Source organism: Maribacter huludaoensis, assembly GCF_029350945.1.
GTDB lineage: Bacteria > Bacteroidota > Bacteroidia > Flavobacteriales > Flavobacteriaceae > Maribacter > Maribacter huludaoensis.
The window spans coordinates 1-26,618 of sequence record NZ_JARKMS010000006.1; the positions used below are offsets into that span (position 1 = coordinate 1).

General features: G+C 35.6%; 22 protein-coding genes. 5 read left to right on the forward strand and 17 right to left on the reverse strand.

The window, feature by feature from the left end; translation table 11 throughout:
• Positions 1–232 precede the first annotated feature (232 nt).
• The 9 genes from PXC01_RS15505 to xerA all read right to left on the reverse strand — a co-directional run bounded on the left by PXC01_RS15505 (position 233) and on the right by xerA (position 9,931).
• A complete protein-coding gene (locus PXC01_RS15505; RefSeq protein ID WP_276473206.1) occupies positions 233–793 on the reverse strand; it encodes a hypothetical protein in 561 nt (186 codons plus the stop codon).
• Positions 794–939: 146 nt separating this feature from the next.
• Positions 940–1,449, reverse strand: a complete 510-nt coding sequence (locus tag PXC01_RS15510) for a hypothetical protein (RefSeq protein WP_139344258.1) — start codon at positions 1,447–1,449, stop codon at positions 940–942.
• A 267-nt stretch (positions 1,450–1,716) separates the two neighbouring features.
• Entirely contained in the window at positions 1,717–2,319 is a 603-nt protein-coding gene (locus tag PXC01_RS15515; protein WP_276473207.1) for a hypothetical protein, read from the reverse strand.
• 798 nt (positions 2,320–3,117) lie between these two features.
• Complete coding sequence (locus PXC01_RS15520) at positions 3,118–4,335, reverse strand: DUF6161 domain-containing protein (RefSeq protein ID WP_276473208.1); 1,218 nt, start codon at positions 4,333–4,335, stop codon at positions 3,118–3,120.
• A 249-nt stretch (positions 4,336–4,584) separates the two neighbouring features.
• A complete protein-coding gene (locus tag PXC01_RS15525; RefSeq protein ID WP_276473209.1) occupies positions 4,585–5,193 on the reverse strand; it encodes a hypothetical protein in 609 nt (202 codons plus the stop codon).
• Positions 5,194–5,609: 416 nt separating this feature from the next.
• Entirely contained in the window at positions 5,610–6,098 is a 489-nt protein-coding gene (locus PXC01_RS15530) for a hypothetical protein (RefSeq protein ID WP_276473210.1), read from the reverse strand.
• A gap of 264 nt (positions 6,099–6,362) precedes the next feature.
• Positions 6,363–6,944, reverse strand: a complete 582-nt coding sequence (locus PXC01_RS15535; RefSeq protein ID WP_276473211.1) for a toxin-antitoxin system YwqK family antitoxin — start codon at positions 6,942–6,944, stop codon at positions 6,363–6,365.
• Between the two features lie 196 nt (positions 6,945–7,140).
• Complete coding sequence (locus tag PXC01_RS15540) at positions 7,141–8,712, reverse strand: SIR2 family protein (protein WP_276473212.1); 1,572 nt, start codon at positions 8,710–8,712, stop codon at positions 7,141–7,143.
• Between the two features lie 91 nt (positions 8,713–8,803).
• Positions 8,804–9,931, reverse strand: coding sequence for a site-specific tyrosine recombinase/integron integrase (gene xerA / locus PXC01_RS15545; protein ID WP_276473420.1), 1,128 nt, complete (start codon positions 9,929–9,931; stop codon positions 8,804–8,806).
• A gap of 83 nt (positions 9,932–10,014) precedes the next feature.
• Here xerA and PXC01_RS15550 point away from each other — a divergent pair, with 83 nt between their 5' ends.
• On the forward strand, positions 10,015–10,386 hold the full coding sequence (locus PXC01_RS15550) for a hypothetical protein (RefSeq protein WP_276473213.1): 372 nt from the start codon (positions 10,015–10,017) through the stop codon (positions 10,384–10,386).
• An 80-nt stretch (positions 10,387–10,466) separates the two neighbouring features.
• Here PXC01_RS15550 and PXC01_RS15555 read toward each other — a convergent pair whose 3' ends face one another.
• Together PXC01_RS15555 and PXC01_RS15560 are read right to left on the reverse strand one after the other, a co-directional pair.
• Positions 10,467–11,093: an HmuY family protein gene (locus PXC01_RS15555; protein WP_276473214.1), complete on the reverse strand. Its 627-nt coding sequence runs from the start codon at positions 11,091–11,093 to the stop codon at positions 10,467–10,469.
• Between the two features lie 33 nt (positions 11,094–11,126).
• Entirely contained in the window at positions 11,127–13,241 is a 2,115-nt protein-coding gene (locus PXC01_RS15560; protein WP_276473215.1) for a TonB-dependent receptor plug domain-containing protein, read from the reverse strand.
• Between the two features lie 115 nt (positions 13,242–13,356).
• Here PXC01_RS15560 and PXC01_RS15565 point away from each other — a divergent pair, with 115 nt between their 5' ends.
• The 4 genes from PXC01_RS15565 (at position 13,357) to PXC01_RS15580 (ending at position 18,698) form a co-directional block, all read left to right on the forward strand.
• Positions 13,357–14,262, forward strand: coding sequence for a DUF6607 family protein (locus PXC01_RS15565; protein WP_276473216.1), 906 nt, complete (start codon positions 13,357–13,359; stop codon positions 14,260–14,262).
• 4 nt (positions 14,263–14,266) lie between these two features.
• On the forward strand, positions 14,267–15,769 hold the full coding sequence (locus PXC01_RS15570) for an ankyrin repeat domain-containing protein (protein WP_276473217.1): 1,503 nt from the start codon (positions 14,267–14,269) through the stop codon (positions 15,767–15,769).
• 50 nt (positions 15,770–15,819) lie between these two features.
• Positions 15,820–16,305 carry a DUF2271 domain-containing protein gene (locus PXC01_RS15575; RefSeq protein WP_091605074.1) on the forward strand — a complete coding sequence of 162 codons (486 nt, stop codon included), beginning with the start codon at positions 15,820–15,822 and terminating at the stop codon, positions 16,303–16,305.
• A 197-nt stretch (positions 16,306–16,502) separates the two neighbouring features.
• Entirely contained in the window at positions 16,503–18,698 is a 2,196-nt protein-coding gene (locus tag PXC01_RS15580; protein ID WP_276473218.1) for a PepSY domain-containing protein, read from the forward strand.
• A 61-nt stretch (positions 18,699–18,759) separates the two neighbouring features.
• Here PXC01_RS15580 and PXC01_RS15585 read toward each other — a convergent pair whose 3' ends face one another.
• The 6 genes from PXC01_RS15585 to PXC01_RS15610 all read right to left on the reverse strand — a co-directional run bounded on the left by PXC01_RS15585 (position 18,760) and on the right by PXC01_RS15610 (position 26,468).
• On the reverse strand, positions 18,760–20,727 hold the full coding sequence (locus tag PXC01_RS15585) for a heavy metal translocating P-type ATPase (protein WP_276473219.1): 1,968 nt from the start codon (positions 20,725–20,727) through the stop codon (positions 18,760–18,762).
• Between the two features lie 44 nt (positions 20,728–20,771).
• The gene (locus PXC01_RS15590) at positions 20,772–21,188 is read right to left on the reverse strand and encodes a Fur family transcriptional regulator (RefSeq protein WP_276473220.1); all 417 of its coding nucleotides are present in this window, start codon (positions 21,186–21,188) and stop codon (positions 20,772–20,774) included.
• Between the two features lie 384 nt (positions 21,189–21,572).
• Positions 21,573–22,544, reverse strand: coding sequence for a succinylglutamate desuccinylase/aspartoacylase family protein (locus PXC01_RS15595; protein ID WP_276473221.1), 972 nt, complete (start codon positions 22,542–22,544; stop codon positions 21,573–21,575).
• A 177-nt stretch (positions 22,545–22,721) separates the two neighbouring features.
• A complete protein-coding gene (locus PXC01_RS15600) occupies positions 22,722–23,741 on the reverse strand; it encodes a glycoside hydrolase family 43 protein (RefSeq protein ID WP_276473222.1) in 1,020 nt (339 codons plus the stop codon).
• A 2-nt stretch (positions 23,742–23,743) separates the two neighbouring features.
• Complete coding sequence (locus tag PXC01_RS15605) at positions 23,744–25,195, reverse strand: MFS transporter (RefSeq protein ID WP_276473223.1); 1,452 nt, start codon at positions 25,193–25,195, stop codon at positions 23,744–23,746.
• A gap of 118 nt (positions 25,196–25,313) precedes the next feature.
• Positions 25,314–26,468, reverse strand: coding sequence for an endo-1,4-beta-xylanase (locus tag PXC01_RS15610; protein ID WP_276473224.1), 1,155 nt, complete (start codon positions 26,466–26,468; stop codon positions 25,314–25,316).
• Between the last annotated feature and the right edge of the window lie 150 nt (positions 26,469–26,618).

Sequence of the window (26,618 nt, forward strand, 5' to 3'; positions counted from 1 at the left end):
GGCTAAGCGTAGTGCGGAGGCAAGGAAACTTTTCGTTTCCGTCTGCGCACGAAGCTAAAGCTTATTGTTTAGTTTTATTTTTTTCTGTCTAAAGCTAAATCCATAAGATTTAGCGACATTATAAATATACACAGACCTTTCGATTTAGCCCATAAGTCCGCATTACGTTTAGGTATTGTTGTAAAACGTTTTTTTGCGCAACGGTACAGGAGATTCTTATTTCGCTATTGGATTATTCAGGCAAGTATTCATACTCCTTTAATTCTTCCAATTCTTTATCAATCCGTTTTCTCCATTTTTCTTGCGTTGTTTTGCTGAAAGAAAGCTCTTTATCAAATTCACTTTGTAACTCTGCGCATTTTTGAGCTATTTTATTAGATAAGTCACTATATGCCGAACTCTCATAGATTTTATCTTCTATTAATTCCATATAGCTTTTTCTCAACTTTCTTGTGTAAACCTCGGCAATATCAAAGTGTATCTGTTCGTGAAATAATAAAAGTTTATCATTTGAAATAGAAGAAGAAAGTGATTTGAAGAAATAAGTAAGTGGATAGGGAACCATATTCCCATTCTTGTCCATTTGATGAACAAAAACAGGTCCAGCCGCAGTTAACGCTCCGGTGTAAATTCCATTCTCCTTCTTTGCTAATTTGGTTTTGCCTTTAAAATCTGCCCAAACCAAGGGGCGAGTTTTCGACCAAAGAATTATCGTATCATTTTCTACTATCGTTTCCTGTCCGAACGACGTAAACCCAATTGCAATTGATATGATTAATATTATCTTTTTCAAAATGTTTTACAACGGTATTGTATATGGAAAGTTGCGTGTTTGCGTGCGAGGATTTTCCGAAGGAAAATCAGACGTAGCAAACGTGCAACGACCTTTGTTTTAGCACAACACCAGCAATTTTTTATATACGGTGTTGTAACCAGTTTTTATTTTTTATTACTCAATTCGTCAAAAAATTTGCTCGGATTTCTTAAAAATCGGTCAGCATCTGAACCTTTTATTAATTGTGCTAAATCAGAAATATTTGGTTTGCATAAATTTCCGTTTCTGTCCATTAAAATCCAATCATTTTCTTTACAAATATCAAGCATTGAATTAAGGAAATTTAGAGTAGTATCTGTTAAGTCAGTCCGAAACATAAATTCATCGATAAATTCATTAGTTTTATTTAAACCAAGACTAACATCGTGGTCAAATTCCGCTTTTTCACTTTTCCAAATTGTATCGTCAGTCCAACTTGCACGAGTAATTATTTTGTCAATTTGTTTTTCTAATTCTACTAAATTAACTTCTATCTCTTTCCACCAATTTGTTGTTCTTGCATCTTCAAATTCAGGCTCTAAATCTTGGTTGTTAGTTTCAGTATATTTTTCCCAAAACTTTTCCCATTCAGAATGTTTAATTTCCAATTGATTTGGTATTTCTCCAAATTTCATTTCAATCGCCTTTTTCGGCAGTATGTATGTTATAAATTGGTTAATTGCCATTCGGTTTCTCAAATTGGTTACAACGGTTAGTATATGGCAAGTAGGGCAGTAGAAAGCTATAAACTTTCAAGTTTGCACTGAGCCAAATTTTTATATTTTGTTTTTAACTTATTCATTTTAAAAGCCAAATTAAAAATTTGGCGGTGTTCCTAAATAGCATTGAACTTTCGTAAATCACCAAATGCCCTATTTGCTATATACCGTGTTAGCGTTATTTTATAATTCTTCAAATTGAATACCTCTTATTTCGTTTTCCTCTAATTTATTTTTTACTTTTTCAGTTATAAATAGAGATGAAGGTCGTTCTGTTACTCTAAAAATTGGTGGTAATTCTTGTTCTGGAGTTTTTACAACAAATTTGCGAATTACAGTAGGAAATTGTTCCCATTCGGTCATTGGATCATAATCTGATTTATCATAATCCAGTAATGAAATCTTTAATTTGGGTTGTACTATTTGAAAATCAACTATACAAGGTACTTCATTTTTAATATTTCCATTTAGATCGAATTTCTCTCCTAAAAAACTGTCATCAATAATATTGATTCGATATTTGTTGATTTCCAAACCGCCAAATTGCGTTAGTATATTAAGCATCTTTGAACTTATAATCGGCATACTTTGGTCGCATATTGGATAATCAGAGTTTTCAATAGCTGTTAAATTCCCAAGAAAGTTTAGTTCGTGATTCAATTCAATTTTATCTGTTTGAATGATTTTATACCTAAAACTTTTGAAATTATCGAAAGGAAGCATCCCAATATCATATGACATATCAGCCAAATGATCAAAAGTATTTCTGATTTCAAATATTTTCATTTTTTATTAACGCTAACGCCAAAGCTATGAGTAGTGGGTTTTAGAAATCCGACGGATTTCGGGAAACGCGCTTAGCTAAAGCTTTTGGTTTTGATTTGTTTCTTTTTTTGTCCAAAGCTAAATCCAACAGATTTAGCGACCTTATAAATATAGCCAAACCATTTTATAAACCTTAAGCCACGCATTACTTATAGGTTATGTTAGCGGCATTAAGCGGCGCAGACCAAACCCCAAAGACATGCGAAACGGACAATACCCGTAGTTTTGCCGCTTTTTCCATCCACCGACGAACTTTGGTAGACATAGATATAGTTTAGAAGGCTTATAGAACTTAAGCAACTAGTTACAAACCATCAGTCCGTCTGCATAACGATTGCGTACAGATTGCGTGCTGGCGGCAAAAGGAAATACCCCGAAAGCTGCTCTTTTTAAGGACTGACCAAAGCATTCGGACAGACTGTAAATAAAAAACCGTAGATTTTTTACTTTTCCGATAAACGTTATGACTTGCGAACCGAGAAGAAAATATAGTGCAAAAAGTAAAAAATGGGAAAGCCCCGTAGCCGCTCTAATTTATTAATAGCTTATTGCCGCTAACGGCTAGGCTATTGTTAGTACGGGACTAAAATACGCTTAATTTCGAGTTAAGCGATTAGCCAAAACTTTTTACTTTGTTTTATCTTTTTTTGTTCTAAAGCCAAATCAAAAGATTTGGCGGACTTCATAAAATACATTAGATTTTTGGTTAATCACCTTAACCCGCATTAACTATAGCCATTGTTGTGTTTTCGTACTTTTTTATCCTGTAAATTTTTTCGTTATGATATTTATAGGAGTATTTGGTGTCGCATCATCTTTTATAAAACCATTTGCTGAAACTCTAAATATTGATGGTAATATTAAATCCCTATCAGTATCCTTTAATGTGTTTTCTTCCCTTTCAAAAGCTAAATAAGTTTGAATCATTGTTTCTCTTTCTTTTGCATCAGACAGCAGATGTAAATTGCTTAGAAAGACTTTTACTAAAAGCCGTATGAACCAAATAACTAGTGTCATAGAAATTATAAAAAAGCCATAAACCCATAATTGAAGAGCTCCTTTTTCTGTTAAAATTTTTCTTCCTATTCCATTAGCATCATTAAGGTCTAAACCAATTATGTACTTTCCAGAATTAAATACCATAATAACTGTGCATATCATTAGTAAACCAGCGATACCTCCAAAAATAAAACTATTTATTTGATGGTTTTTAGCTTTTGTTGACCAATAAGTCACAGCATTTTTTACAGCTAATTTCTTTTCATAGAAATCTTCAGATTCTTCCATTTTCGATTTGTGACGGTCATATTCTTCATCAAATCTCAATGCTACTTCTGTTTTTTGGTTCTTAAAAGTTGTTTCCCAATCGGTATTTTGCTTTTGTATAGTTTGATTTAACTTTTTGTTTTCTTCTCTTATATCTAAAAGCTCTTTAAGAATTTCATCTTTTTGTTCTATAATTTCTTGATAGAAAGAACTGTATTGTTCTTTTTCAGTATTAAAATCAGGCTCAATATTATTGTCAAAAAGGTATGCAGAGAACTCACCATCTCTTTGGCTAGTATTGTTATTTACAACACCTTTTATCTTATTTTGAAAATAAGCAAATGAGCCTAATGTTAAAGATGAATTAGCTTTGTGTTGTTTCAGTAACCATTTTCCCTCCTTACTTTTTGAAGATATTAAACCGTATGTTTTATAAGCTCTTTCAATAAGAGTCTTAAGTTCAACCAATAAATCATCAATAGTAAAGTTGTCATTTCTATTTTGGGTAAACTTACTATTTATCTGATTTATAACTTGACCAGTAAAAGTGCTAACACAATTGGAAGGATTGCCTATTTCTTGAAAAAATTCTATTTCGCTATCACACCAAGTTTTTATCTTTTCATAGTTTTTAAACGAGTGTTTTGCACCAATATCAATAGATAAATTCTTAGAGAAATCTTCCGTTTGATATTTTGTCATATTTGGCATAATTACTCTTTTTTAATTTTTTCGGGGGTATGAAACACAACGGTTTGTGTATGAAACGTAGCGTGTAAAAAGGCACTAATTTTTCGGAATAACACAGAGCCGAATTTTTATATTTTGTTTTTAATTTTTTATTCTAAAAGCCAAATTAAAAATTTGGGGGTCTTTGTAAATAAACATAAACCTCACGTTAAGCCTTTATGGGCTATGTTTTATAAACGTTGTTGTAAGTAGTACTTCTCGGTCATTTATTCATTCTTTTATGTAAAGTGATTCGTCGAAAAATAATCTGCGTTCATATTTTTTATTATATTTTTTTCCTCTTTCAACTACAATTCCTCGAACTCTTTTTTTTCCAGGGTTTTCATAATCCAGTCCGAACTCTGTAATATGATTTAATGGTAAATCTAATTCATTAAGTTCAAGGTGCGGAATTTCATCATTTTTTAAACTATGGAAAGTATCAAGCTTTATTTCTCGCAAATTGGAAAAGTCCGATTTCAATTCATCATCATCATAGGGAAGTACAACAAACATTTCAGAAGCCCAATCAATTGTTGGTTTGGTTAGCACAAATCTTAATCTTGTTACTTCTCCTAACTTGGTTGTGTCATTTATGTAAGAGTTAAAATAATTTCCTCCAATAGTATCGTTAGTTTTACTAATTAACCAAATTTGATTTGCATATTCATTTCCGTCAATTTTTATATATTCTACAATACTGTCTTTAATATTTTTATCCGCAACTTTGAATTTTTTTATTCCAATTTTATTGGTCGTTTCCATTAATGAGTGTTCTTTTTTATCTGATTTACAGGAAAAAAATGAAAGGAATAAAATCAGTAAAAAAGTCTGTCTCATAGGTTTTTCGTATTACTTACAACGGTTGGGCTAAGCGTAGTGCGGAGGCAAGGAAACATTTCGTTTCCGTCTGCGTACCAAGCTAAAGCTTTGGGTTTAGTTTTTAATTTTTCTTGTCCAAAGCTAAATCCCAAAGATTTAGCGACATCATAAATATACACAGACCTTTCGGTTTTGCCCTAAAGTCCGCATTACGTTTAGGTATTGTTACAACAAGTTGCGACACCCAAGAGTAAGCACGCACTTTTGTTTTTCTATTTATTCCGTTCGAGTTGGAAGTCCATTTGCACAGCAGTTGCGGTTGAGTAATTTGTCCTGCGCAAACTAGCTAAAAAGTCCATCTGCATAAACTTGCTCAGAAGTCCATTCCAAATTTCACATTCTTTACTTAAGCTTTCATTTTTTATTGTTAAACATTATTCTATTGTCTTTATAATAAAAGCAGAGCCTACGCAAAGACCTAAAAATTCCATGATTCCGACCATATAAAAGCCAAGCCAACCAGTTTGAAATGCAACGCCTTGTAATACTCCAATAGCAATCAATGGGATTAACCATTTCTTTTTCTTTCGAGTAATTATGTCTATAATAATTCCAATATAAATCGCTACTGACGCAAAATAATTATGGATAGAAATGTATTCAGTAAAATATGAGCTAAATGTCGCTAAACTAATAAAACCAATCCCTACGAACCATTTATTGTAAAGAAGCCAACAACCTATTACCAATAAAAAGAAAGTATAAAAATATACTCTACCGGTGTCCATTCCCATTATCGAAGAGTAAGAAGGTTGCTTATGTAACAGTAAATCAAAAAATCCTGTAATTATAAATCCAAATAATAATGAACCCGTTGCCAGTTTATTTATTGAATATTTTTTTACAGTAACATTGTCTTCCATTATTTATTTGAACACTTAATTCCTAACAATTTAATTCAGTTCTGATTTTATTTTTTTGGAGCTATTTGTTGTAACGGTTCGGCTAAGCGTAGTGCGGTTGTAAGGAAACTTTTCGTTTCCGTCTGCGCACGAAGCTAAAGCTTTTGGTTTTGCTTTTTCTTTTTTTGTCCAAAGCTAAATCCCAAAGATTTAGCGACATTATAAATATACACAGACCTTTTGATTTTGCCCTAAAGCCCGCATTACGTTTAGGCATTGTTAGGCTTAGTTATTTTTCAGGTACAGTTCGTAATCAGGATATTTTGACTTTTTAAATGTTCCATTTCGATTGTACAACTCTATTTCAACCAATTCTCCGGATTGGTTATATTTTTTTATTTCTTTAACCGGTATTCCATTTTTAAATTCTCCTTCCATTCTGATTTTTCCATTTGAGTAAAAATCCTGCTGTAACCCGTCACAAATATCATCGCAATTATAAAACCCTAAATATGTCGGATAATGTACCGTTCTTGTCCGCTTTTGCATAATTCTTGGTAATTCCAATTGCAATGAGTAAGTAGAGTCTGCTTTGAAATCACGCATAAGTCCATAAGATTTTACGTATTCCTCTCCATCAGCTACAGTTACAAAGATTGAGTAAAGTCCTTTTTCTATTATTACGGTCGAATCTTTTTCAATCCAATACTCGTTTATTTCTTTATCAAAGTCCATGCTCAAAATTGCGATTTCATAATTCTCTACTATTGTATCAGTGCAATTATTCATAACTGTAAATTCCACTTTTGTTTGTGAGAAAACAATGTTGAAGGATAATATAAGAGTTATGGTTATGAGGTTTTTCATAATTAAGCCTAACGTTTAGTATAAGAAACGTAGGGCAGTTAAAAAGCACTTTCGTTTCGGTTTATTACTTAGCTAAATATAAATATTTTGCTTTTATCTTTTTTATTATAAATGCCAAATTTTATATTTAGCGGACTTTGTTAATATTTACAGACCTTTGGAGTTAACACTAAAGCCCTATGTTTTTTATACATTGTTAGCTGTAGTTATTTTTATACTTCAGATAATCGTAGAGACAAATTAACTTTCTAAAATGAGTTCCATTTTTACTATCATCAAGTAGCTTTTTATTGTCAACTAAATAATTTAGAAGTTCATCTAAGTTTATCTTATCAAAGGATAATAATGGCGTATATAATAAGATATGCAGTTGATTGTTCGCGGATTTTAACTCAGTAAAAGATGAATATTTATCATTTATTTCTTTTGTTTTTCTTATATAGTTAGCAGAAGGGTAAAAACTTTCAGGTTTAACTTCGTTTACCTTTTTTATAAATTCTGGAGAAAACTCAACTATTTCGTTGTCCTCATCAATTTCATTGTTGTCATTTAAATAACTAGCACTTCTTAAATGTTTAAAATATGGGATGTATTTTGCATTTAAATAAGGTAAACATAATTCTGATATTTTATCACACTCCCAATTCCTAGACTCAATAGCGTCTAATAGAACATCTTTAAGTTCTATACCTTTGATACCAACTTCTGAAAACTTGTCTTTAAGACCTACACCATATACAAATTCTGCATTATGAATGTTTTCTATATTTTCCAAATTGTCCGTAACGTATATTTTAGATTTTGAATTATTAGACTTAACAAAATCATAAACCATACCCTTCATTTGCCTAAGAATTTTAATGGGCAATTTTCTTTTATTATTAGCTAATACTGTGAAGATTTCTATAAAATTGTTAGTGGTGATTAATTTGATTGGTATTACTGTATCAGAAATTAATAAAGTGCTATCGATTATGCTCGTTTGAATTGGTTCTGGACTCCATTGGCAGAAAATAAGTCTATCTTTTAATTTGTCAATTTTTTCTTTTGTTAGACATTTAATTATAGATTTTAAAATAGACTGAATGTTTTTGTCATCTAAACTATAGCCGATGAAAATTATTGGATTTTCAATAAATATAGTTAATAGTTTAGCTGCTAAATATGCATTTCTATCTTCGTAATTATTGTAATCTTCCTCTGTTAGAATTAACGAATTAGGCTTAGAAGAGCAACCGTGAATTTTATATATTTCTCCAATAGAATATAATTCTGAAAATATTAATTCTTCTTGACCAACAAACTTATTGAATTCAGGAAAAATATTTTCTAATAACTCATCCCAATTTGTTGTTATTGCTCCATCTATATTTATTTTTTTAAGAAGTTTTAATTCTTTGTCAATTATTTCATCCTTTATTAATTCGTTCTGTGTTTGTATCTTTTTTGCAACTTCAAATTTTAGAGGGGAATATTTTGTTTCAGCGATAGCAGAAAACTGTTTACGGCTCACCTCAAACTTTTCTCCGCTCCACCATATTTCATTAAAATCTTCTCCAATTATTGATGCAACTTTAGGTAATTTTGAGTCTGCATTAGATTTATAAAAATTATAAGGTTTTGTTAGTCCAAGTTCTTTACAAATTTCCATTAGTAATAATTCCCAAGTAGGAAGTCCTAAATATCTTCTAGAAAAACCCGAACCAATAAATAGGAATGGTGATGTTGAAAATTTTGAGATGTGCTTTTTAAATTCTTCTTCAAACATTTTTTTTGGTGTTTGTTTCTTGGGTTTGAGTGGTAATTACAGCTAACAATTGTATATGTGCACAATTGCACATATATCTACTTTGTGCATACTAATCTAATGGATTTTTTATTGTCTTAAAAGTATTAGTGGCTACATGGGTGTATATTTCTGTTGTCTTACTGGAACCATGACCTAATAATACCTGTATTTGTCTAAGGTCTACGTTAGATTCTAACAAATGTGTCGCAAAACTATGCCTAAGGGTATGTGGAGTAACATTTTGTAAAATTCCTGCTTTATGGGCAGCTTGTTTTACAATCTGTATTACACTTGCTGCACTGTACTTACCGCCTTTACGGCCTTCAAACAAAAAATCTTTAGGATGCCATTCTTTAAAATAAAGCCGTAAATCTTCTAGAACTGTTTCGGATAATAGACTTACTCGGTCTTTATTGCCTTTGGCGCCTTTTATAGAAACCAGCATTCGTTTACTATCTATATCCTTGACCCTAAGGTTTAAAAGTTCACTTCTACGTAAACCGGCACTGTAGAGCAAGGCTAAAATGCATTTATGCTTTAGGTTTGTTGTACAATTCAGCATGGCAATGACCTCCTCTTTTGATATTACGGTAGGTAGCTTATGTTCCTTCCTTGGTCTTTCAATGTCGTAAAAACGGTTGGGCATGCCAAGAACGGTCTCATAATAGAATTTAATGGCATTTATGGTCTGATTTAAATAGGAGTTAGATACGTTTCTATGTATTAACCTTTGTAGATATGACCTTATGTCACTTTCGTTCAAGGTTGTAATATCTCTGTCCATATAATGATTAATGAACATTTCAAAAAAGTTGACATACGTTTTTACGGTGCTGTTGGCATATCTTTTAAGCTCCAGTTTTAACAGGTATTCCTCTGGACAAACCCTATAGCCTTCAGGTGTTTTTCTTTCCCTGAACCACTGTACATCTACTACTTCATTATGGGTGTTGACGGGTCTGTTGCTTAAAAATTTATTATAGTTGATCCATACAACTCCTTTAAAAGTATTGAAAATAATACCAAGGTTTTTCTTTGTATTTAGAATGTAGACCATGTGGTATTTACTGCTCCATTTAGGTTCGGGAAGCCCCTTGATCAGGTTCTGTATAAGCTTGTCATGAGTAAATTGTATGCCTATCATCTTCTGATTTTTGATCATTAGATGATGTAACGTAATGGATTTTGGTGTGTTCATCATGTCAAGTGTAATACTAAATAAATCAATTAATCAACTATTATGCGTATATTATTCGTATAATATTCGATTAGGTTGTACGTATGAAAAGAGTTTGTCCAGAATGTAATAATGAAGTGATAGGTAGAACGGATAAAATTTTCTGCTCCGTAAAATGTAAATCCATACATCAATATGAAAAAAGTCAGATAGAGAATACCTTTTATTTTTCGGTGGATAAACAACTGAAGAGAAATAGAAAAATACTAAAACGCTATAATAAGTCTGGATTTACAACTATTAGAAAGAGTATTCTTTTAGAGGAAGGTTTTAATCCCAAATTTTTTACCCACTACTGGAAGAATCAAAAAAATGATGTTTACCTTTTTTGTTATGATTTTGGGTTTTTAAAAACGACTAAAAATGGCGTAACAAAGTATGTTATTGTGCAATGGCAAGATTATATGAACAAGTAATTATTGGTTTAATGAAAACAAAAAAAGGGCAACCCTAAAGTTGCCCTTTTATATTGGACTTTTATGCTCTAAAAATAAGACTATTCTAAAGAAGTGTCGCCTTCGTTAGGGTTGTAAACAAAATTAAAGGTATAGTACGGTGTAGCATCTTCAAAAGCATTTGGTTCAGATGGCGCATCTTCATAATAACTTATAAACTCTACTTTGGCAAAATTACCTTCGGTAGTTCTAAATACAAATACTTTACCCGGTATAGGTGTTATTAAATGTGTTGGGTCTCCAGCGTAGTTGTACCAACCATTATCACTTCCTGTTGCTATGGCAAAAGAAGCTTCTGCATCTTGCTCAAAAGTAAGTCCTTCTGCTGTGGTTACACTTGCCAAGGTGCCGGTAACTTCGGCTACGCCAACATTACCGTTTCTTTCCGGTTCATCTTCAGTGCCGGTCAAGGTACCGCCATTAACGGCGATCGTGGTGCCCCTAAAGGCAATGTCCCATGCGGTATCACTGGTAGTAATGGCACCGGTCTCAAAATCAAATTTGGTGAACTCACCACCAACAGGTTCTCCTTGGCCTCCGGTTTGTGGTGCATATAAATTGCTAACGGTTTCCGTCTGTACCGGATCCGTTGGTGTGCTGTCATCATCACTGCTACAAGAGGTGAATGCCATTGCTAAAAATGCTACTGCTAAAATGTTCTTTGTCATGGTAATTGTAATTAAAACCTGTTGCCAGGTGGGTTAGAATTGATAATTTAATTTAATGAATGCTTGTATGCCCGGCATTGTCGGGATATTGTTATCCGTATAATCCAATAGGTTATTTGCGCCAACCTGAAGTGTAAAATCTGTATAGAATATTTTGCTTACCGCGGCATTGAGGGTAACAAAACCATCTATAAAACTGGTATCGTAATTATCTATGAGTCCGTTGCCATTGGTGTCATATTGTGCATACTTACTACGGTAGAGTACACGCAAGTTTGCATGGGTGTTGGCTGAGGGTATGTCATAGTAGAACTTTAAATTGGCATTATGCCTAGAACGGTTGACCAAGCCAAAATAGTCAGAAGTGGCCAGGGCAACAGATTGTCCGGTATTGGCATCGCGTACAAATACTTGATCGTTTTTTACGTCTTCTCTTCTTTGTTTATCAAAGGCATAAAGTAATTGGTATCCGGCACTTATATTTAAATTATCCGTGAGTTTGTAGGCGGAGTTGATTTCAAAGCCCGTAGTGTATATTTCATCAAAATTCATATAACTGAACACGTTTTGTCCATTGGTCTTTCGGGCAATGATTCTGGTGTCTATTAGGTTTTTAAAATCGTTTCTAAAGAAATTGATTTCTGTATTGCCAACACCATGTTTTAGAGTTAGGCCTAGGTTATAGCCAATAGAACTTTCTGCTTCCAACGGTTGGCTCAATTCGTCCTCTGTGACCACCACATCTAAGATTTGGTCTTGTTCTTCTAATTCTTGTAATTTATCCAAGGCTACATTATAACCTAGTACGGTATAGCCCACCGCGGAATTGGTGAAGTCAAAATACAACTGTCTAAAATCGGGCGCTTTAAAACCATAACCTACAGATCCCTTAATAGCCAGATTTGGATTTAATTGGTAGCGTAATGCCAACTTGGGACTAAATTGGTTGTTGTATTCAGAGTGATTGTCAAAGCGCGCTCCGGCAATAACATTCAGTTTTTCCAAAGGGTCAAAATCATACTGGGCATAAAGGTATTGAGAAGTGAAATTCACTTTTTCTTCAAAATAAGTCCTGTCCAGCTCATCTAACTGTAATCCCGCTCCTGCGGTTAAAGTCCCGTATTGGAACCCGGTTCTATTTTCGTCTTCAACATTAAAGGTATAGCTGCCACGTACCTCTGGCCTCAATAATTTTTGATCGAAATCACTATCGCTCAAAACATCGGTAGAAATAGGGTCTGCCAATAATTCGGTAGCAACGTAATTGGTATAGTACAGTTCATAAGCCATATTGAGCGCCGGGGTCCATTTGTGGTCCAGTCTGGCATGTGCGTTCCATTCACGTTCTTTGGTATCACCTTCGTATTGAATGCTATCTACGGTAAATCCGGCATCTTGTACCTGATCGTAGAATCGTCCAGAGGTAAAGAGAGAAAGTTTATCGTTAATATCATAATACAACCTACCGTTTAGGGTGTAGTTCGTATACGGGTTAACGGTTTGGCCCTCCGCATCTTCATTTAGGTCATATCCGTTGGATGAGAAACGATTGGCAAAAAATCCATACCGAAATTTTTTAAAACCCTGCTTAAGGTCTAGATTCATATCTTGTTGAGAAAAGCTACCGATACGGTATGATGCATTTCCGCTAAAATCTTGCTTTTCCGGTTTTTCGGTGATGATATTGATCACACCGCCCAATGCTTCAGATCCATATAAGCTGCTTGACGGACCTTTAACTACTTCAATCTGTTTAATATTACCTACGGTAAGTCTGCTTAAATCGAAATTTCCGGCACTGCGCCCTACCAATGGAACTCCATCTATAAGGATCAGAATATAGTCCGATGCAATGCCTTGTATTTGTACCCCTTGAAATCCACTTTCATCGGTAACCGTTATAATACCTGTTTGCTCGTTCAGTATTTCATTAAGGCGAACGGTACCGGATTTTATAATCTGTTTTTTGCCTACCAAGGTAACGGGTAGGGGTAGCGATGATAATTGACGGGCAGTTCTTGTGGCGGTCACTATGACTTCATCTAATTCTTGTGATAAAATGGAATCTGTAACGCTGGGCTCTTGGCTTTGCGCTACTATAATATGTGTACCTATCAGTAGTAGTAAGGTCGCTAGTCGAAATTGCATTATATTTATTTAGACTTATTCTTGATAAGACGCAAATATATAAACAATTCTTATTTAGAATAAATTAAAATAACTATTTTTGTCCATGAACATCAAAAAATAATACACCTGTAAAATGAAAACAGTATTACCTACCATAATGGCATTAGTAGTATCTGCTAGTACAATTGCCCAAAAGGCGAAAAAGAATAATGACCGTGAAGCTATAAAAAGTATGTGCGGTTGTTTTGAAGTAACGTTCAACTTTGCCGAAACATTCAACCATAGTACGGATTCTTTATATAAGCCTTCTAAAACAAAAGTGGATAAGGGCTTAGAGTGGGCAGAACTGGTGACGGATGAAGATGATAAAATATCCATTCAGCACCTGTTGCAGGTAGGTAACCCGGCAGACCCGCATATTGTAAAGCATTGGAGGCAAGATTGGTTGTATCAAAATACAGACCTATATTCTTATAATGCCGATAATACATGGACATTTAAAAAATTGCCATCAGATAAGGTAAAAGGGCAGTGGACCCAAAAAGTATATCAAGTAGATGATAGCCCTAGGTATGAAGGCTCATCTACATGGGTACATGTAGATGGTAAAAGCTTTTGGGAAAATACTTCAGATGCCCCATTACCAAGACGTGAGTATACTACAAGAAGCGACTATAATTTAACCGTTCGTGGAAATCGTCATGAGGTTACGGATTACGGTTGGTTGCACGATCAAGATAATACAAAGGTTATTCGGGAGGCAGGCAAAGAAGATGTCATATTAGCTCAGGAAAAAGGGTATAATACTTATGTAAAGGTTGATGATAGTAGATGTGCCGCTGCCGCAGCATGGTGGAAATCCAATGCGGATAAATGGGCTTTGGTACGTACAAAATGGGATGATGTTTATGGCAGGAACAAAGACCTTTATTTAGAGGAAAAAGTAGCTAATAAAGTTTTGTACAAATACCTTTTTGATGATGAATATGATCAAAAAGATGAAATAGAAGAAGTAATAGAATCATTTGTTAAACAATAAGGACATGAAAACCATAAAACAATTAGCACTGACCGCATTTTTGTTCATAAGCGTTACGGGTATTGCCCAGCAAAAGAATGAACTTTTAGATCGTACATTTTGGAAGAGTAGCCCAAGTGTTGCCACTGTAAAGCAAAAAATAGCAGAGGGTAACGATCCAATAGCAAAGGACAGCAATTATTTTGATGCTACTACACTGGCCATAACCAGCAAGGCAGATACTGAGGTGGTTAAATATTTATTGTCCTTAGAGGGTAATGAAGTGGATAAGAAAACCCATGATAGCCGTATTTATTTACACTGGGCAACGTATGCCGGTGATGCCGAATTGGTTCAATATCTATTGGATAACGGTGCTTCTGTAACTGCATTGGATAGTCACAGGTATACACCACTTGCCTTTGGAGCCAATGCAGGACTAACAAATCCTAAAATATATGAGGCTTTTGAAGCAAAAGGGGTGAACCTTAAAGAGGAGAAAAATGAGCATGGTGCCAATGTGCTATTATTGGCGGCACCATCATTGAAATCTGAAGAGGAGCTGAATTTCTTTTTAAACAAAGGTTTGGCTCTTGATAGTAAGGATGATGACGGTAACGGTATTTTTAACTACGCTACTAAAAAGGGGAATATAGATTTATTGAAATTATTGATAAGCAAAGGAGTAGATTACAAAACATTGAACAATAATGGTGGTAATGCCTTTATGTTCGCATCTCAAGGTGGTCGCGGATTCAGCAATGGTCTTCCGGTCTATACGTATTTAAAAGGTCTAGGATTGGAACCTAATATTGTTGAAAAGAATGGTAGTACCCCAATGCACCGTTTAGCTTTTGGTAATAAAGATGCTGCTATTTTTAATCTGTTCTTAGAAGCTGGTGCAGATGTAAATCAAGCGGATGAAGAAGGAAATACTCCGTTCCTGAATGCTGCCGCTAGAAATGATTTGGCCGTTGTTCAATTATTGGCCAAGGATGTTAAGGATATCAATGCGGCCAATAATGATGGTGAAACAGCTTTAATGCTTGCCGCTCATGATAACAAAGCTGATGTTGTTGCATTTTTAATTGAAAAAGGTGCGGATATCAATGCTAAAGATGCTACCGGTAATACTGCAGCTTATTTTCTTACCGATTCTTACAGCAAAAGAAATGCGAAGGCTTTTGATGCTAAACTGGCTTTGTTGAAAGCAAAAGGTTTAAAATTCAATACCGTACAAGGTGAGGGTAATACCTTATATCACGTTGCAGCCAAAAAGAACGATTTGCAACTCATGAAAAAGATAGCAGATTTCAATATCGATGTAAATGCTAAAAACGATGAGGGTATGACTGCTTTGCACGTTGCGGCCATGAAAGCGGAAAACGATAAACTGCTAAAGTTTTTGATCGCCAAAGGTGCGGATGCCAATAGCAAAACAGATTTTGAAGAAACGGTTTATGACCTGGCTAGTGAAAATGAAATGTTGCAAAAGGGAAATACATCGTTAAACTTTTTAAAGCAATAAGTTAGGTGTCGCTTAGCTTATCAATGAAATAAAGAATCAATAGTATTAAAATGAAAAGATTTTTAAAATTTATACCGGCCGTAGTTTTGGTAGGATCATTATTATCCGCTTTTACCGTAGTGGACAAAACTGCCGTAAAGTGCCTTATTCAATTGACCAATTATACAGGTGAGGGTGCGTATTTAATAGTGTCTATCGTGGATGCCGATAATGAGTATGTAGAAACATTATATGTGCAGGGCAAAGATAGTGAGTGGTATAGTGAAATAACCGAATGGTGGAAATTTTACGGAAAACACCGTCCAAACATAGATGCCATTTCAGGAGAAACTATTAGCGGTGGAGAGCGTGCATTGAACGTGCTGCAAATACCTAATGATAAAATTGATCAGGGTTATAACCTTCGTTTTGAAACTTCTGTAGAAGATCAAGGATATTATGCAGATGATATTCAATTTCCTTTAACGACCGAAAATTTAAAGACAAAAGTTGAAGGCAAAGGTTTTATTAGGTATGTACGTATGCTGCCGCAATAAATGATCTTATAAAAGATGAATCATATTTTGAGCGCAGTCAAGTACAATAATGTTATTTGCTCATAAAAACATGTTGACTGCGTTCATTTATTTTTTTACTTGTTTGCTTTTTTTACAATCACATTTCCAGATTGGCGCTAAACCGCCATTCTGGAATTTTTTAAATTATATACTGTTATAAAACTAGATTCCTACTTATGACCATTTCTATTTGGCGGTATAGTCATCTTACGCTTGCCTTAATTTCATCTCTATTTTTGGTGGTAGCTTCTGTAACCGGTATTATACTTGCAGTAGAGCCTATTTCGCACCAAACCAAAGGTTATGCCGTGGCGGATTTAGATCAAGTTCCGTTGGCAACGACCATTACTGCTCTTAAAGATTCATATGATGAGGTGTTGGGTTTAGAAGTGGAATCATCTGGCTTTGTAAAAGCTTCCGTATTGACCATGGAGATGGAAACTTTGGATGTGTATATAGATCCATTTACTGGAGAACAGCTTGGTGAAGTAGAAGAGCGGCCTTATGTGTATACATTTGCTACCAATGTACATCGTTCCCTTTTTTTAAAGAGTATAGGTAGGTTCTTTGTTGGTCTAATTTCATTACTATTATTGATTATTGCTGTTACCGGATTGGTTTTATTAGCTAAGCGCCAAGGCGGATTTTTAAAATTATTTACAAAAGTCCAGAAAGATTACTTTGAGCTAAAGTACCATGTAGTATTGAGCAGATGGTTTTTTATACCCATTATAATTCTTGCTTTTACCGGGGTGTATTTATCTACGGAAAAATTTAATTTATTGCCGAAAACAACGGTTGATCAGGTTGAGGTATCGGTAAGCAATTCAGCTCAGAAATACGAAAACATTGCAGATATTCCGTTTTTTAAGGAAACTACCTTGGCAGATATACGCCAGGTAGAATTTCCTTTTTCAGATGATCCAGAAGAATACTATCTCATTGCTTTACAGGATAAGGAAGTTGAGGTACATCAGCAAACAGGTGAGATTGTTAGTAAAGGAGATTATCCGTTTGTGACCTTAGCATCAAGATTAAGTTTGGTATTGCATACCGGTGCGGGTAATGTAATATGGTCCGTTATCCTGTTATTGGCCAGTGCGTCTATTTTGTTTTTTATGTACTCAGGTTTCGTGATAACTTTAAAACGGAGAAAGAAAGCTAAAGGAGTTTCGCAAATGCCCGATAAAGATGAATGCGAGTATGTAATTTTAGTAGGTTCTGAAAGTGGTACGGCGTTCGATTTTGCACAGCGATTTTATAACGGATTAACAAAAGTAGGGAAGAAGGTCTATTTAACGGAGCTTAACAAGTATAGCGCTTATGTGAAAGCTAAAAATATCATTGTGTTTACATCCACTTATGGTGAAGGTGAGCCGCCTACCAATGCCCGCAAATTCCCTGCGATCTTTTCAACGGTAACGCAGCCAAATGCTATAGCATATTCTGTAGTGGGATTTGGGTCTTTGGATTATCCTGATTACTGTAAATATGCCATAGATGTAGATGAGCAGATCAATGCAGATAATAAATTTGAAAGACAATTGCCGCTGTTTAAAATTAATCAGGCAGATTTTGAATCTTTTGAACTTTGGTTGATTCAATTCTCCAATAAAGTTGGTTTTACCATTCCGGTAGAGAGACCGTTGATCCATAAGAAGAAATATAAAAAAGTGGACTTTGAGGTTGTGGAGCGAACGGATTTAAATGTAGACGATACTTTTTTATTGCGATTACGACCAGTATCTAAAATTGATTTTACATCTGGGGATTTATTGGCAATTTTCCCTAATAATGATGAGATGGTTCGTCAGTATTCCATTGCTAGGGTGGATAATCATATTTTATTAAGTATTAAAAAACATGAGTTGGGCAGAGGCTCTAATTTTCTATATGGCTTAGAAACGGGTCAATTTTTTAAAGCTGCTATAGACGTGAATCCGCATTTTCATTTACCTAAAAATGCTAAAAATTCAATTTTCATCTCAAATGGTACCGGAATAGCTCCGTTCTTAGGAATGATCTCTGAAAATACAGCTCAGAATACCACACTGTTCTGGGGAGGGCGTACAAGGGCTTCGCAATCGCTTTATGATGATATTTTGCAAAAAAGTCGGTCAGGCTTAAAGAATTTCAACCTGTTTGCTACATATTCTAGAGAAGGACAAAGACAATACATACAAGATGCCGTTCTAGAGCAAAAGGAATTGGTCTTGCAGACCATAAATGAAAAAGGCACCATAATGCTCTGCGGATCTTTGGCCATGCAGCATGATGTACTTGATGTAATTGAAAAAATTCTTGAGGGAAACCCACAAATTACATTTGAAGCCTTTGAGCAAAGTGATCAGTTAAAAACGGATTGTTACTGATGTTAAAATAGTAGCTACTGTTATACAGATTACTCAATATATTTTTATTTCGTAGTAAAAATTAATTCCATTGCATCTTTTGCAAACGCACTGCATTCAAAATAGCTAGTAGGGCAACACCAACATCGGCAAAAACGGCTTCCCACATGGTAGCCATACCACCAGCACCCATAGCAAGAACAATAATTTTTATCCCAAAGGCCAAGGCAATATTCTGCCATACGATTTTGCGGGTAGATTTCCCTATTTTAATTGCTGTGGCAATTTTTGTAGGCTGATCGTTCTGTATAATAACATCAGCGGTTTCAATGGCAACATCACTTCCTAATCCGCCCATGGCAATACCTACGTCACTAATGGTCAGTACAAGAGCATCATTGATTCCGTCACCCACAAATGCCACCTTGGTCCCTGCTTCATTTTTTAATTTCTCCACTTCCGCCAATTTATCTTCGGGTAGCAGTCCGCCCTTTGCCCAATCCAACCCCAGTTCTTGTGCTACTTTTTGGGTTATGGAATCTTTATCACCGGATAACATGATAATTTTTTGAATACCCGCCTTACGCATATTTGCAATAGCCAGTAAGGCATCCTCTTTTATTTCATCGGCTATAGTTACGTAACCGGCAAATTTTCCGTCTATTGCCATCATCACTATAGATTCAACAACACATTCCGTTTCTTTTGGTATGCTAATGTGGTGGTCGTTCATAAGGGCCTTGTTGCCCACAAGCACAGTTTTGGTATTGACCAATCCTTTTAAACCCTTGCCTGCAATTTCGGTTACTTCTGATGCTTTATAGGGTTGTACATTTAATTCATATTCTAAAATAGCCTTCGCAATAGGGTGCGTAGATTGAGATTCTATGGCGATCAAGTAGTTCATGAATTCGCTTTCGGTAAAGATCTGATCTTTAATAAGATCCTTTATTTTGAAAACCCCTTTGGTCAATGTGCCTGTTTTGTCCAAAGCTACCGTGTTCACTTTGGTCATGGTGTCTAGAAATGAAGCTCCCTTAAGTAAAATTCCGTTCCTGGAAGCTGCGCCCAGTCCGCCAAAATACCCTAGGGGAATAGAAATTACCAAAGCACATGGGCAAGAGATTACAAGGAATATCAAAGCTCTGTACAGCCAATCTTGAAACACATAGTTTTCTACAAAAAAGTAGGGTAGAAAGGTCAGTGCAATGGCAAGGTATGTGACTATGGGGGTGTAAACTTTTGCAAATTTTCTAATGAACAGTTCTGTCTTTGATTTTCTTTCTGTTGCATTTTGTACCATGTCTAAAATGCGGGCAATAGAGCTGTCTTTGTATGTTTTGGTAGTGGTAATTTCTATAACGCCAGATGTGTTGATGCTTCCTGCATAAATAGGAGCTCCCTTTTTTAGGGACCTTGGTTTGCTTTCACCGGTAAGTGCCGCAGTATTGAATGTTCCTTTTTCAGAAATTAACTGTCCGTCCAATGGTACTTTTTCTCCGGCTCTAACTTGTATTTTTTCTCCAATTTCCACGAGTTCCGGTGCTACTGAAATATAGTTATGATCACGGAAAACCAAGGCGTGATCCGGTCGTAGATCAAGTAAAGCTTTAATGTTGCCTTTTGCACGTTTTACAGCGGCACCTTGAAAGAGTTCACCAACGGCGTAAAAGACCATTACCGCAACACCTTCAGGATATTCGCCTATGGCAAACGCACCAATAGTTGCAATTCCCATTAAAAAGAATTCGGTAAAAAAGTTTCCGTTTTTAATGCTTTTCCAGCCTTCTTTAATGACGGGGAAACCAACGGGTATGTATGCTATAATGTACCACCCTAGGCGTATATAGTTGTTGAAAAATGGTAATATGTTGAAATAGTCAATGGCAATACCAATAAGCAACATCAAAAAACTGATGATGGCAGGCAGGTATAGGTTAAAATTTGAAATTTTGCCAGTGCTTTCTGTTGTATGTTCGTTACTGCAACAATGTCCGCATGAACTTTGAGGGGCTTTAGTTGCAGTCTCTTTTATTGGGTTCTTTCTCATAACACCACAAAGGTGGGCAAAACATCAGTGCAACAGAAGTGCATTTAGTGTTGGCTGCAAGAATCGCATATGCCCTTAATGACCAAATTGGCATCTTCGGCTACGTATCCTTGGGGCAGATTTATATGGGGAATTTTATGTTCGGTCAAACAAACGGTTTTGTCACAATTGCCACAGTGAAAATGTAGGTGAAGATCTTGATCAATTTCACAATTGCAGCCGGGTTCGCATAGCGCAAATTTTGAGATATTAGTGCCATCATCAATTTGATGTACCAGTCCTTTTTCTTCAAAAGTTTTTAAGGTGCGGTAGAGTGTAGTGCGCTCCGCTTTGTCAAAAGCATTCTCAATATCTGTCAAAGCAACAGCGGTATTTTTGCTGGCCATATACTTATAGATAAGTATGCGCATGGCGGTAGGTCTGACACTTTTATTTTGTAATGTTTTTTCTATCTCGGTCATGCAAATTATGATTTTGAAATACCCGTAACACTAATGTAATCAATGTATTGATGTATTTCAACTTCATGGGATCTTTAACTTTAAATTATGTTATTTACTTCCAAATATTGGGGGCATTTTTTGGCGTAAAGTGTTGAGAATATGAGAAGTAATGATTAAATGAGCAGTGATTGCATTTTTTGGAGCTTAGTCTTCATATGAAATGCGCTTTAGCAATATGTTGAACAAGAGAAAAGTGGTGTTGAGTTAAGTTTTAGATGCGCCTAAAAATAAAATAATACACTTTTTTGCTGGTTACATAATGATCCTAGTATCAGTTTAATAACTGTTTTTAGTTGCAGGTGATCTTTAACTTTTTGGGTGATGTGTTTAGGGTTGCTTAATTTATTCTACATCATGCGCAATGTGAAAAATGGCATCACCTTGGTTCACTATTGGAGACTCGTTTATACAAATAATATAGCCTGTTTCTTTCGCTTTTATTTTTTTCTCAAAGTAACCGAACGGTCCGGATATGCTTCCTATCTCATCTCCTTTTTGCACGGATTCGCCCACTTTTATACTTGGGTGAAACATGCCAGAATGTTTTGCCCTGATCCATTTAGAGGCATGCACCAATTTTGGTATGGATTCCTTAAGTGCATATGCTGCCAATTCTTTTTCAAAATTTCGAAGTCCTAAGTGATGCATCAACCGTAAGGCACCTACAACGCCCGTATCCGTTATTTCACTGTCTATTTGAAGCGATTTACCACCTTCATACAACAACACTTTTTTGTCTAATTGATGCAGCGTCTCACGAAAGGATTTTTCCCTTCCGGCGGACTTCACTATAAATTCAGCTCCAAATACTTTTGCCAATGCAAGGCCATCTACATCATCTCTATCTATTCTAATCTGGGGTGCATTAAAACGGCTATCACCGCCCGTATGGTAGTCTATACAATAGTCTATAACAGGTGCTATATCTTTTACCAAATGGTATGCAAACCTACTGGCTAAAGACCCTCTTAAGCTGCCGGGAAATACCCTGTTCAGATCCCTACCATCTGGAAATTGCCTTGTTTGGTTTAAAAACCCAAAGATGTTGACTACCGGTATACATATGACCATACCACAATCTGGTCGGTTAAATTTTTTGGAGACTATTTGCCTTACTATTTCAACGCCATTGATCTCATTGCCGTGAATACCACCTGTAATCAATAGGCTAGGACCATCTTTTTTTCCGCGCTGTACTATTACAGGAACCTCGATCTTTGTTCTTGTATGTAGTTTGGCAATATCTAGATTTAACTGGGCACCTTTACCTTTTGCTATTGTCTCACCTAAAACCGTGTACTTTTTATTGAACATATTTTATATGTATGTTTAACACTTTGCTGTATAACTTAATTTGTACGTTTTTGTTATAACAAAGTGTAAAATTAGATGATAAATAACTGTCAATGCCAATTATAACAAAAAAGAAGTACCCATTGCTGAAATGTAAACTTTCAACAATGGGTACTTAATGATCGCGTATAGTTCAGGTTAGTTAGTATAGGGTGATATTGTTTTTATATGTCCATCTGGTTGGTGTTCTATTTCAATCATTTTAACCGAACGTAGGTGGGTAACACCACGCGAGAGACTACTGTCGTGATAGAATAAATAATACTTGTCTTCTATAGCGCAAATTGAGTGATGGGAAGTCCAACCGACCACAGGCTCCAGAATTCTACCTCCATACGTAAAAGGACCATACGGAGTATCACCAATAGCATAACAAATGAAATGTGTGTCACCTGTAGAATATGAAAAATAGTATTTGCCATTATACTTATGCATCCATGAAGCTTCAAAAAACCGACGGTCATTATCGGCTTCTAGCAATAGGTTTCCTTCGGTATCCAATATTTGAATTTCCTTAGGCTCTTCGGCAAACTCCAATAAGTCATCTGTAAGTTTTGCAACTATGGGCAATAAAGCCGGTTCGTTTGGTGTAGGCAATTCATTATCCTCATGGTATGCATTGTTTCTGTATTTCTGTAACTGTCCGCCCCAAATGCCCCCAAAATATAGGTAATAAGAGCCGTCTTCATCTTCAAAAACGGCTGGGTCTATAGAATAACTTCCTTTAATGGCATCGGGTTGCGCCTTAAACGGACCAGTAGGACTATCAGAAACCGCAACACCTATTTGAAATATTCCATCAGCTTTTTTAGCAGGAAAATACAAGTAATATGTACCATCTTTATGTGCGGCATCTGGAGCCCACATTTGTTTTTCTGCCCAGGCTACATCATCAACATGCAACGCAATTCCGTGATCCGTAGCTTCACTGTCAATGCTATCCATAGAAAGCACATGGTAATCTTCCATGGCAAAATGGCTGCCTAAATCATCAAATGGAATATCTGATTCTATATCATGCGATGGATAAATATATATTTTACCATTAAAATAATGGGCAGATGGATCTGCAGTGTAAATGTGTTTCACCAAAGGTTGAGAAACCGCGTTTTTGTTCAATTCGTCAAAGTCAATATGATCTATACTTTCTTCTGGCATAATTAAGCTTTTCTTCTTGTAATTAAATCTTGTTCTATTTGGTTTTCCATTTTCTTATTGATTTCATACAGAAATAATAGGGCAATGGCGATAAAAAATGATATAGCAGGATAAATACTTACCAGCATTTTTGTTCCCTCAATAGCGCTGTCTGGCTGTACAACTGTTTCTGTAGCGGCAAATTTCTTTGGGATGTAATTGTAGAGTCCCAATATCCAAGTTACCAGAGAGCTGCCTATGGTTAATCCTAGTTTAAGCCCGATCATCATGGCAGAGAAAATGATGGCTGTTGCACGTCTGTTATTTTTCCATTCGGAATAGTCGGCCACATCAGCTATCATTGCCCATAAAAGCGGAATAGTAATTCCATAAAAGAAACCATGAAGTATTTGGGATAGAAACATAAGTTCTACAGAAGTAGCGGGGAAAAAATAGAATACCGCTATGAATAAGGTTGACACGAATAAGGCAGAACCAAAAACATCGCGTTTACCATATTTATCCGCTAAAGCTTTAGAAAGTGAAATGCCAACGATCATGAAAATAATTCCTCCGGCATTGAATAGTCCAAAACCAGCTGATATAGGGTTGTCTCCGAAGAAATTGACACCTATACTTTTCAATCCGTTTAAAATAGGACCAATGAAGTCTGCTAAGCTGTTGGCATCTACGTAGTTTTCAAAATAGTAAACGTATGAACCACCTTTCATAGCCAAGGTTATAAATACCAAAGTTGTCAAAAGCAGCATAATTATCCACGGACGGTTTTTAACCAAATCGCCCAAATCTTCTTTAAAACTGGATTTTTGTTCCACTGTTGGTATGACCCTTTCTTTAGTGGTAAAAAAAGTAATTAGTAACATTACCGTGCCAATGATCGCCAAATAGGTCATGACAATTTCTATACCTACGGCCTTGTTGCCATTACCGGCATATTGAATAATAGGCAGCATAAATACCTGAACAAAGAACTGGGCGAACATTACGGCAACAAATCGAAAAGAAGAAATGCTGTTACGCTCTTTCATACTGCCCGTAATAACACCGCTCAAAGCGGCATAGGGCAAATTATTGGCTGCATAAAGTAACAGGAGTAGGGTGTAGGTTACAGCTGCATAGACCACTTTACCCGTATAACTAAAATCTGGTGTGCTAAAAGCTAATAGTGCTACTACACCCAACGGAACCGAGGTAAATAGGATCCATGGTCTAAATTTGCCCCATTTGCTTCTGGTTCTATCCGCTAAGGCTCCTACGATCGGATTAAACGCAAATGCCGCAAGCATACCTACGATGAATATAATTAATGATGCATCATTGGTTTCTAGACCGTAGATATCCGTGTAAAAATATGCCAAATAGGTTACCAAGGTTTGAAAAACCAAGTTTGCCGATAAATCTCCCAAGGAGTATCCTATTTTCTCTTTAAGAGATATTTTATAATCGTTGTTCATATGGTATTATTTGATTGGCACCGCCAAAGGGTATTATACCCCAAGGCTTGCCTGGAATTTAAAAGTTTGCTTTCTTTGAATGCCTCAAGGGCTTGCCCTGAGGTGTTTTACTTTTTAATTAAAGAGTACTATCTGTTGCAACTTCAAGAACGCCGTAGTATGCAGGTTTTTTATTGTATTCCCTATCAAATAATAAAGGGTAATTAGTTCTGTTTTCTATTGGCCAATTGTTTAACCATGATACACCGTCATTAATACCCCAAAAAGTAACGCGGCTAATTTTATCGCTGTGTTTTTTAAATATGCTGAAGATATCTTTATAACGCTTCGCCAATAGTGTACTTACGGAATCCGGTAATTTTTTGGTGTAAGGGTTCATTTCTTCGCTTCCTTCAAAATTTTGGCTTACTTCGGCACCTTCCAGATCCCATGGGTTTGGTAATACGGTAATATCAAACTCTGTTATCATCACTTGAATTCCCAAATCAGCATATGCTAATATACTGGTCTCTATTTCTTCCAAAGTTGGGTCGGTCAAGCCCCAGTGTGCCTGCATACCAATGCCATCGACCCTGGCTCCGTTCTTCTGTAGCATTTTTACAAGTTCAATTGCTCCGGCTCTTTTTTCTTTACGGGTCATGTTATAATCATTGTAATAAAGCTCCGCTTTTGGGTCGGCTTCTTCTGCCCATTTAAAAGAGTTCACTAAATAATCTGGACCTAGCTTTTCTAGAAATAATGAATTACGTAATGTGCCGTCTTCGTTTAGAGCTTCGTTGACTACGTCCCATCCATGAATTTTACCTGTATACCTAGCAGCTATGGTCTGCACGTGATTTTTTAAACTGGCATTCAATTCTTCTTTAGATGTTATCTTCTTTACCCATTCTGCCAATTGACTATGCCAGACCAGATTATGGCCAATGAAGGCTATGTTATTTTTAGTGCTGAAATCTATATAACGGTCAGCAGTTTCAAATTCAAATACGCCTTGTTGGGGCTCCATATACATCCATTTCATTGAATTTTCAGGCGTAATGGTATTGAACTCTTCTTTTGCAAGTTTTGCCCCTAGGCTATCTTCCTCAAAAATAAGTTGGTCGTTTACGGCGGCACCTATTACAAATTCATTCTTAAAAGCCTCTTTCAATGAAAGGGTCTCACTTTTTTTAGCTGTTATATTTTTTTCATTACATGCTACTATTAATACCAATGAGATTGCTATAAGTAAATTGGGTTTTAGTTTTGGGTAATGTGATTTAAAGTTTTTCATGTAATCTATTTGTTGATTGTAATTAGTTGATAGGATGATAAATGTACAATCTAGCTATAGCTTACATTAGAAATTTTGATGCATTACATGAGAATCTTGTTGCATTTTCCTGATGGAAGATGAGGAAAATACGGATTTAGGATATTTGCA

Coding starts and splice junctions, on each gene's coding strand:
- PXC01_RS15510 (WP_139344258.1), bottom strand. CDS start 1,449: ATGAAATTTGGAGAAATACCAAATCAATTGGAAATTAAACATTCTGAA.
- PXC01_RS15515 (WP_276473207.1), bottom strand. CDS start 2,319: ATGAAAATATTTGAAATCAGAAATACTTTTGATCATTTGGCTGATATG.
- PXC01_RS15520 (WP_276473208.1), bottom strand. CDS start 4,335: ATGCCAAATATGACAAAATATCAAACGGAAGATTTCTCTAAGAATTTA.
- PXC01_RS15525 (WP_276473209.1), bottom strand. CDS start 5,193: ATGAGACAGACTTTTTTACTGATTTTATTCCTTTCATTTTTTTCCTGT.
- PXC01_RS15530 (WP_276473210.1), bottom strand. CDS start 6,098: ATGGAAGACAATGTTACTGTAAAAAAATATTCAATAAATAAACTGGCA.
- PXC01_RS15535 (WP_276473211.1), bottom strand. CDS start 6,944: ATGAAAAACCTCATAACCATAACTCTTATATTATCCTTCAACATTGTT.
- PXC01_RS15540 (WP_276473212.1), bottom strand. CDS start 8,712: ATGTTTGAAGAAGAATTTAAAAAGCACATCTCAAAATTTTCAACATCA.
- xerA (WP_276473420.1), bottom strand. CDS start 9,931: ATGAACACACCAAAATCCATTACGTTACATCATCTAATGATCAAAAAT.
- PXC01_RS15550 (WP_276473213.1), top strand. CDS start 10,015: ATGAAAAGAGTTTGTCCAGAATGTAATAATGAAGTGATAGGTAGAACG.
- PXC01_RS15555 (WP_276473214.1), bottom strand. CDS start 11,093: ATGACAAAGAACATTTTAGCAGTAGCATTTTTAGCAATGGCATTCACC.
- PXC01_RS15560 (WP_276473215.1), bottom strand. CDS start 13,241: ATGCAATTTCGACTAGCGACCTTACTACTACTGATAGGTACACATATT.
- PXC01_RS15565 (WP_276473216.1), top strand. CDS start 13,357: ATGAAAACAGTATTACCTACCATAATGGCATTAGTAGTATCTGCTAGT.
- PXC01_RS15570 (WP_276473217.1), top strand. CDS start 14,267: ATGAAAACCATAAAACAATTAGCACTGACCGCATTTTTGTTCATAAGC.
- PXC01_RS15575 (WP_091605074.1), top strand. CDS start 15,820: ATGAAAAGATTTTTAAAATTTATACCGGCCGTAGTTTTGGTAGGATCA.
- PXC01_RS15580 (WP_276473218.1), top strand. CDS start 16,503: ATGACCATTTCTATTTGGCGGTATAGTCATCTTACGCTTGCCTTAATT.
- PXC01_RS15585 (WP_276473219.1), bottom strand. CDS start 20,727: ATGAGAAAGAACCCAATAAAAGAGACTGCAACTAAAGCCCCTCAAAGT.
- PXC01_RS15590 (WP_276473220.1), bottom strand. CDS start 21,188: ATGACCGAGATAGAAAAAACATTACAAAATAAAAGTGTCAGACCTACC.
- PXC01_RS15595 (WP_276473221.1), bottom strand. CDS start 22,544: ATGTTCAATAAAAAGTACACGGTTTTAGGTGAGACAATAGCAAAAGGT.
- PXC01_RS15600 (WP_276473222.1), bottom strand. CDS start 23,741: ATGCCAGAAGAAAGTATAGATCATATTGACTTTGACGAATTGAACAAA.
- PXC01_RS15605 (WP_276473223.1), bottom strand. CDS start 25,195: ATGAACAACGATTATAAAATATCTCTTAAAGAGAAAATAGGATACTCC.
- PXC01_RS15610 (WP_276473224.1), bottom strand. CDS start 26,468: ATGAAAAACTTTAAATCACATTACCCAAAACTAAAACCCAATTTACTT.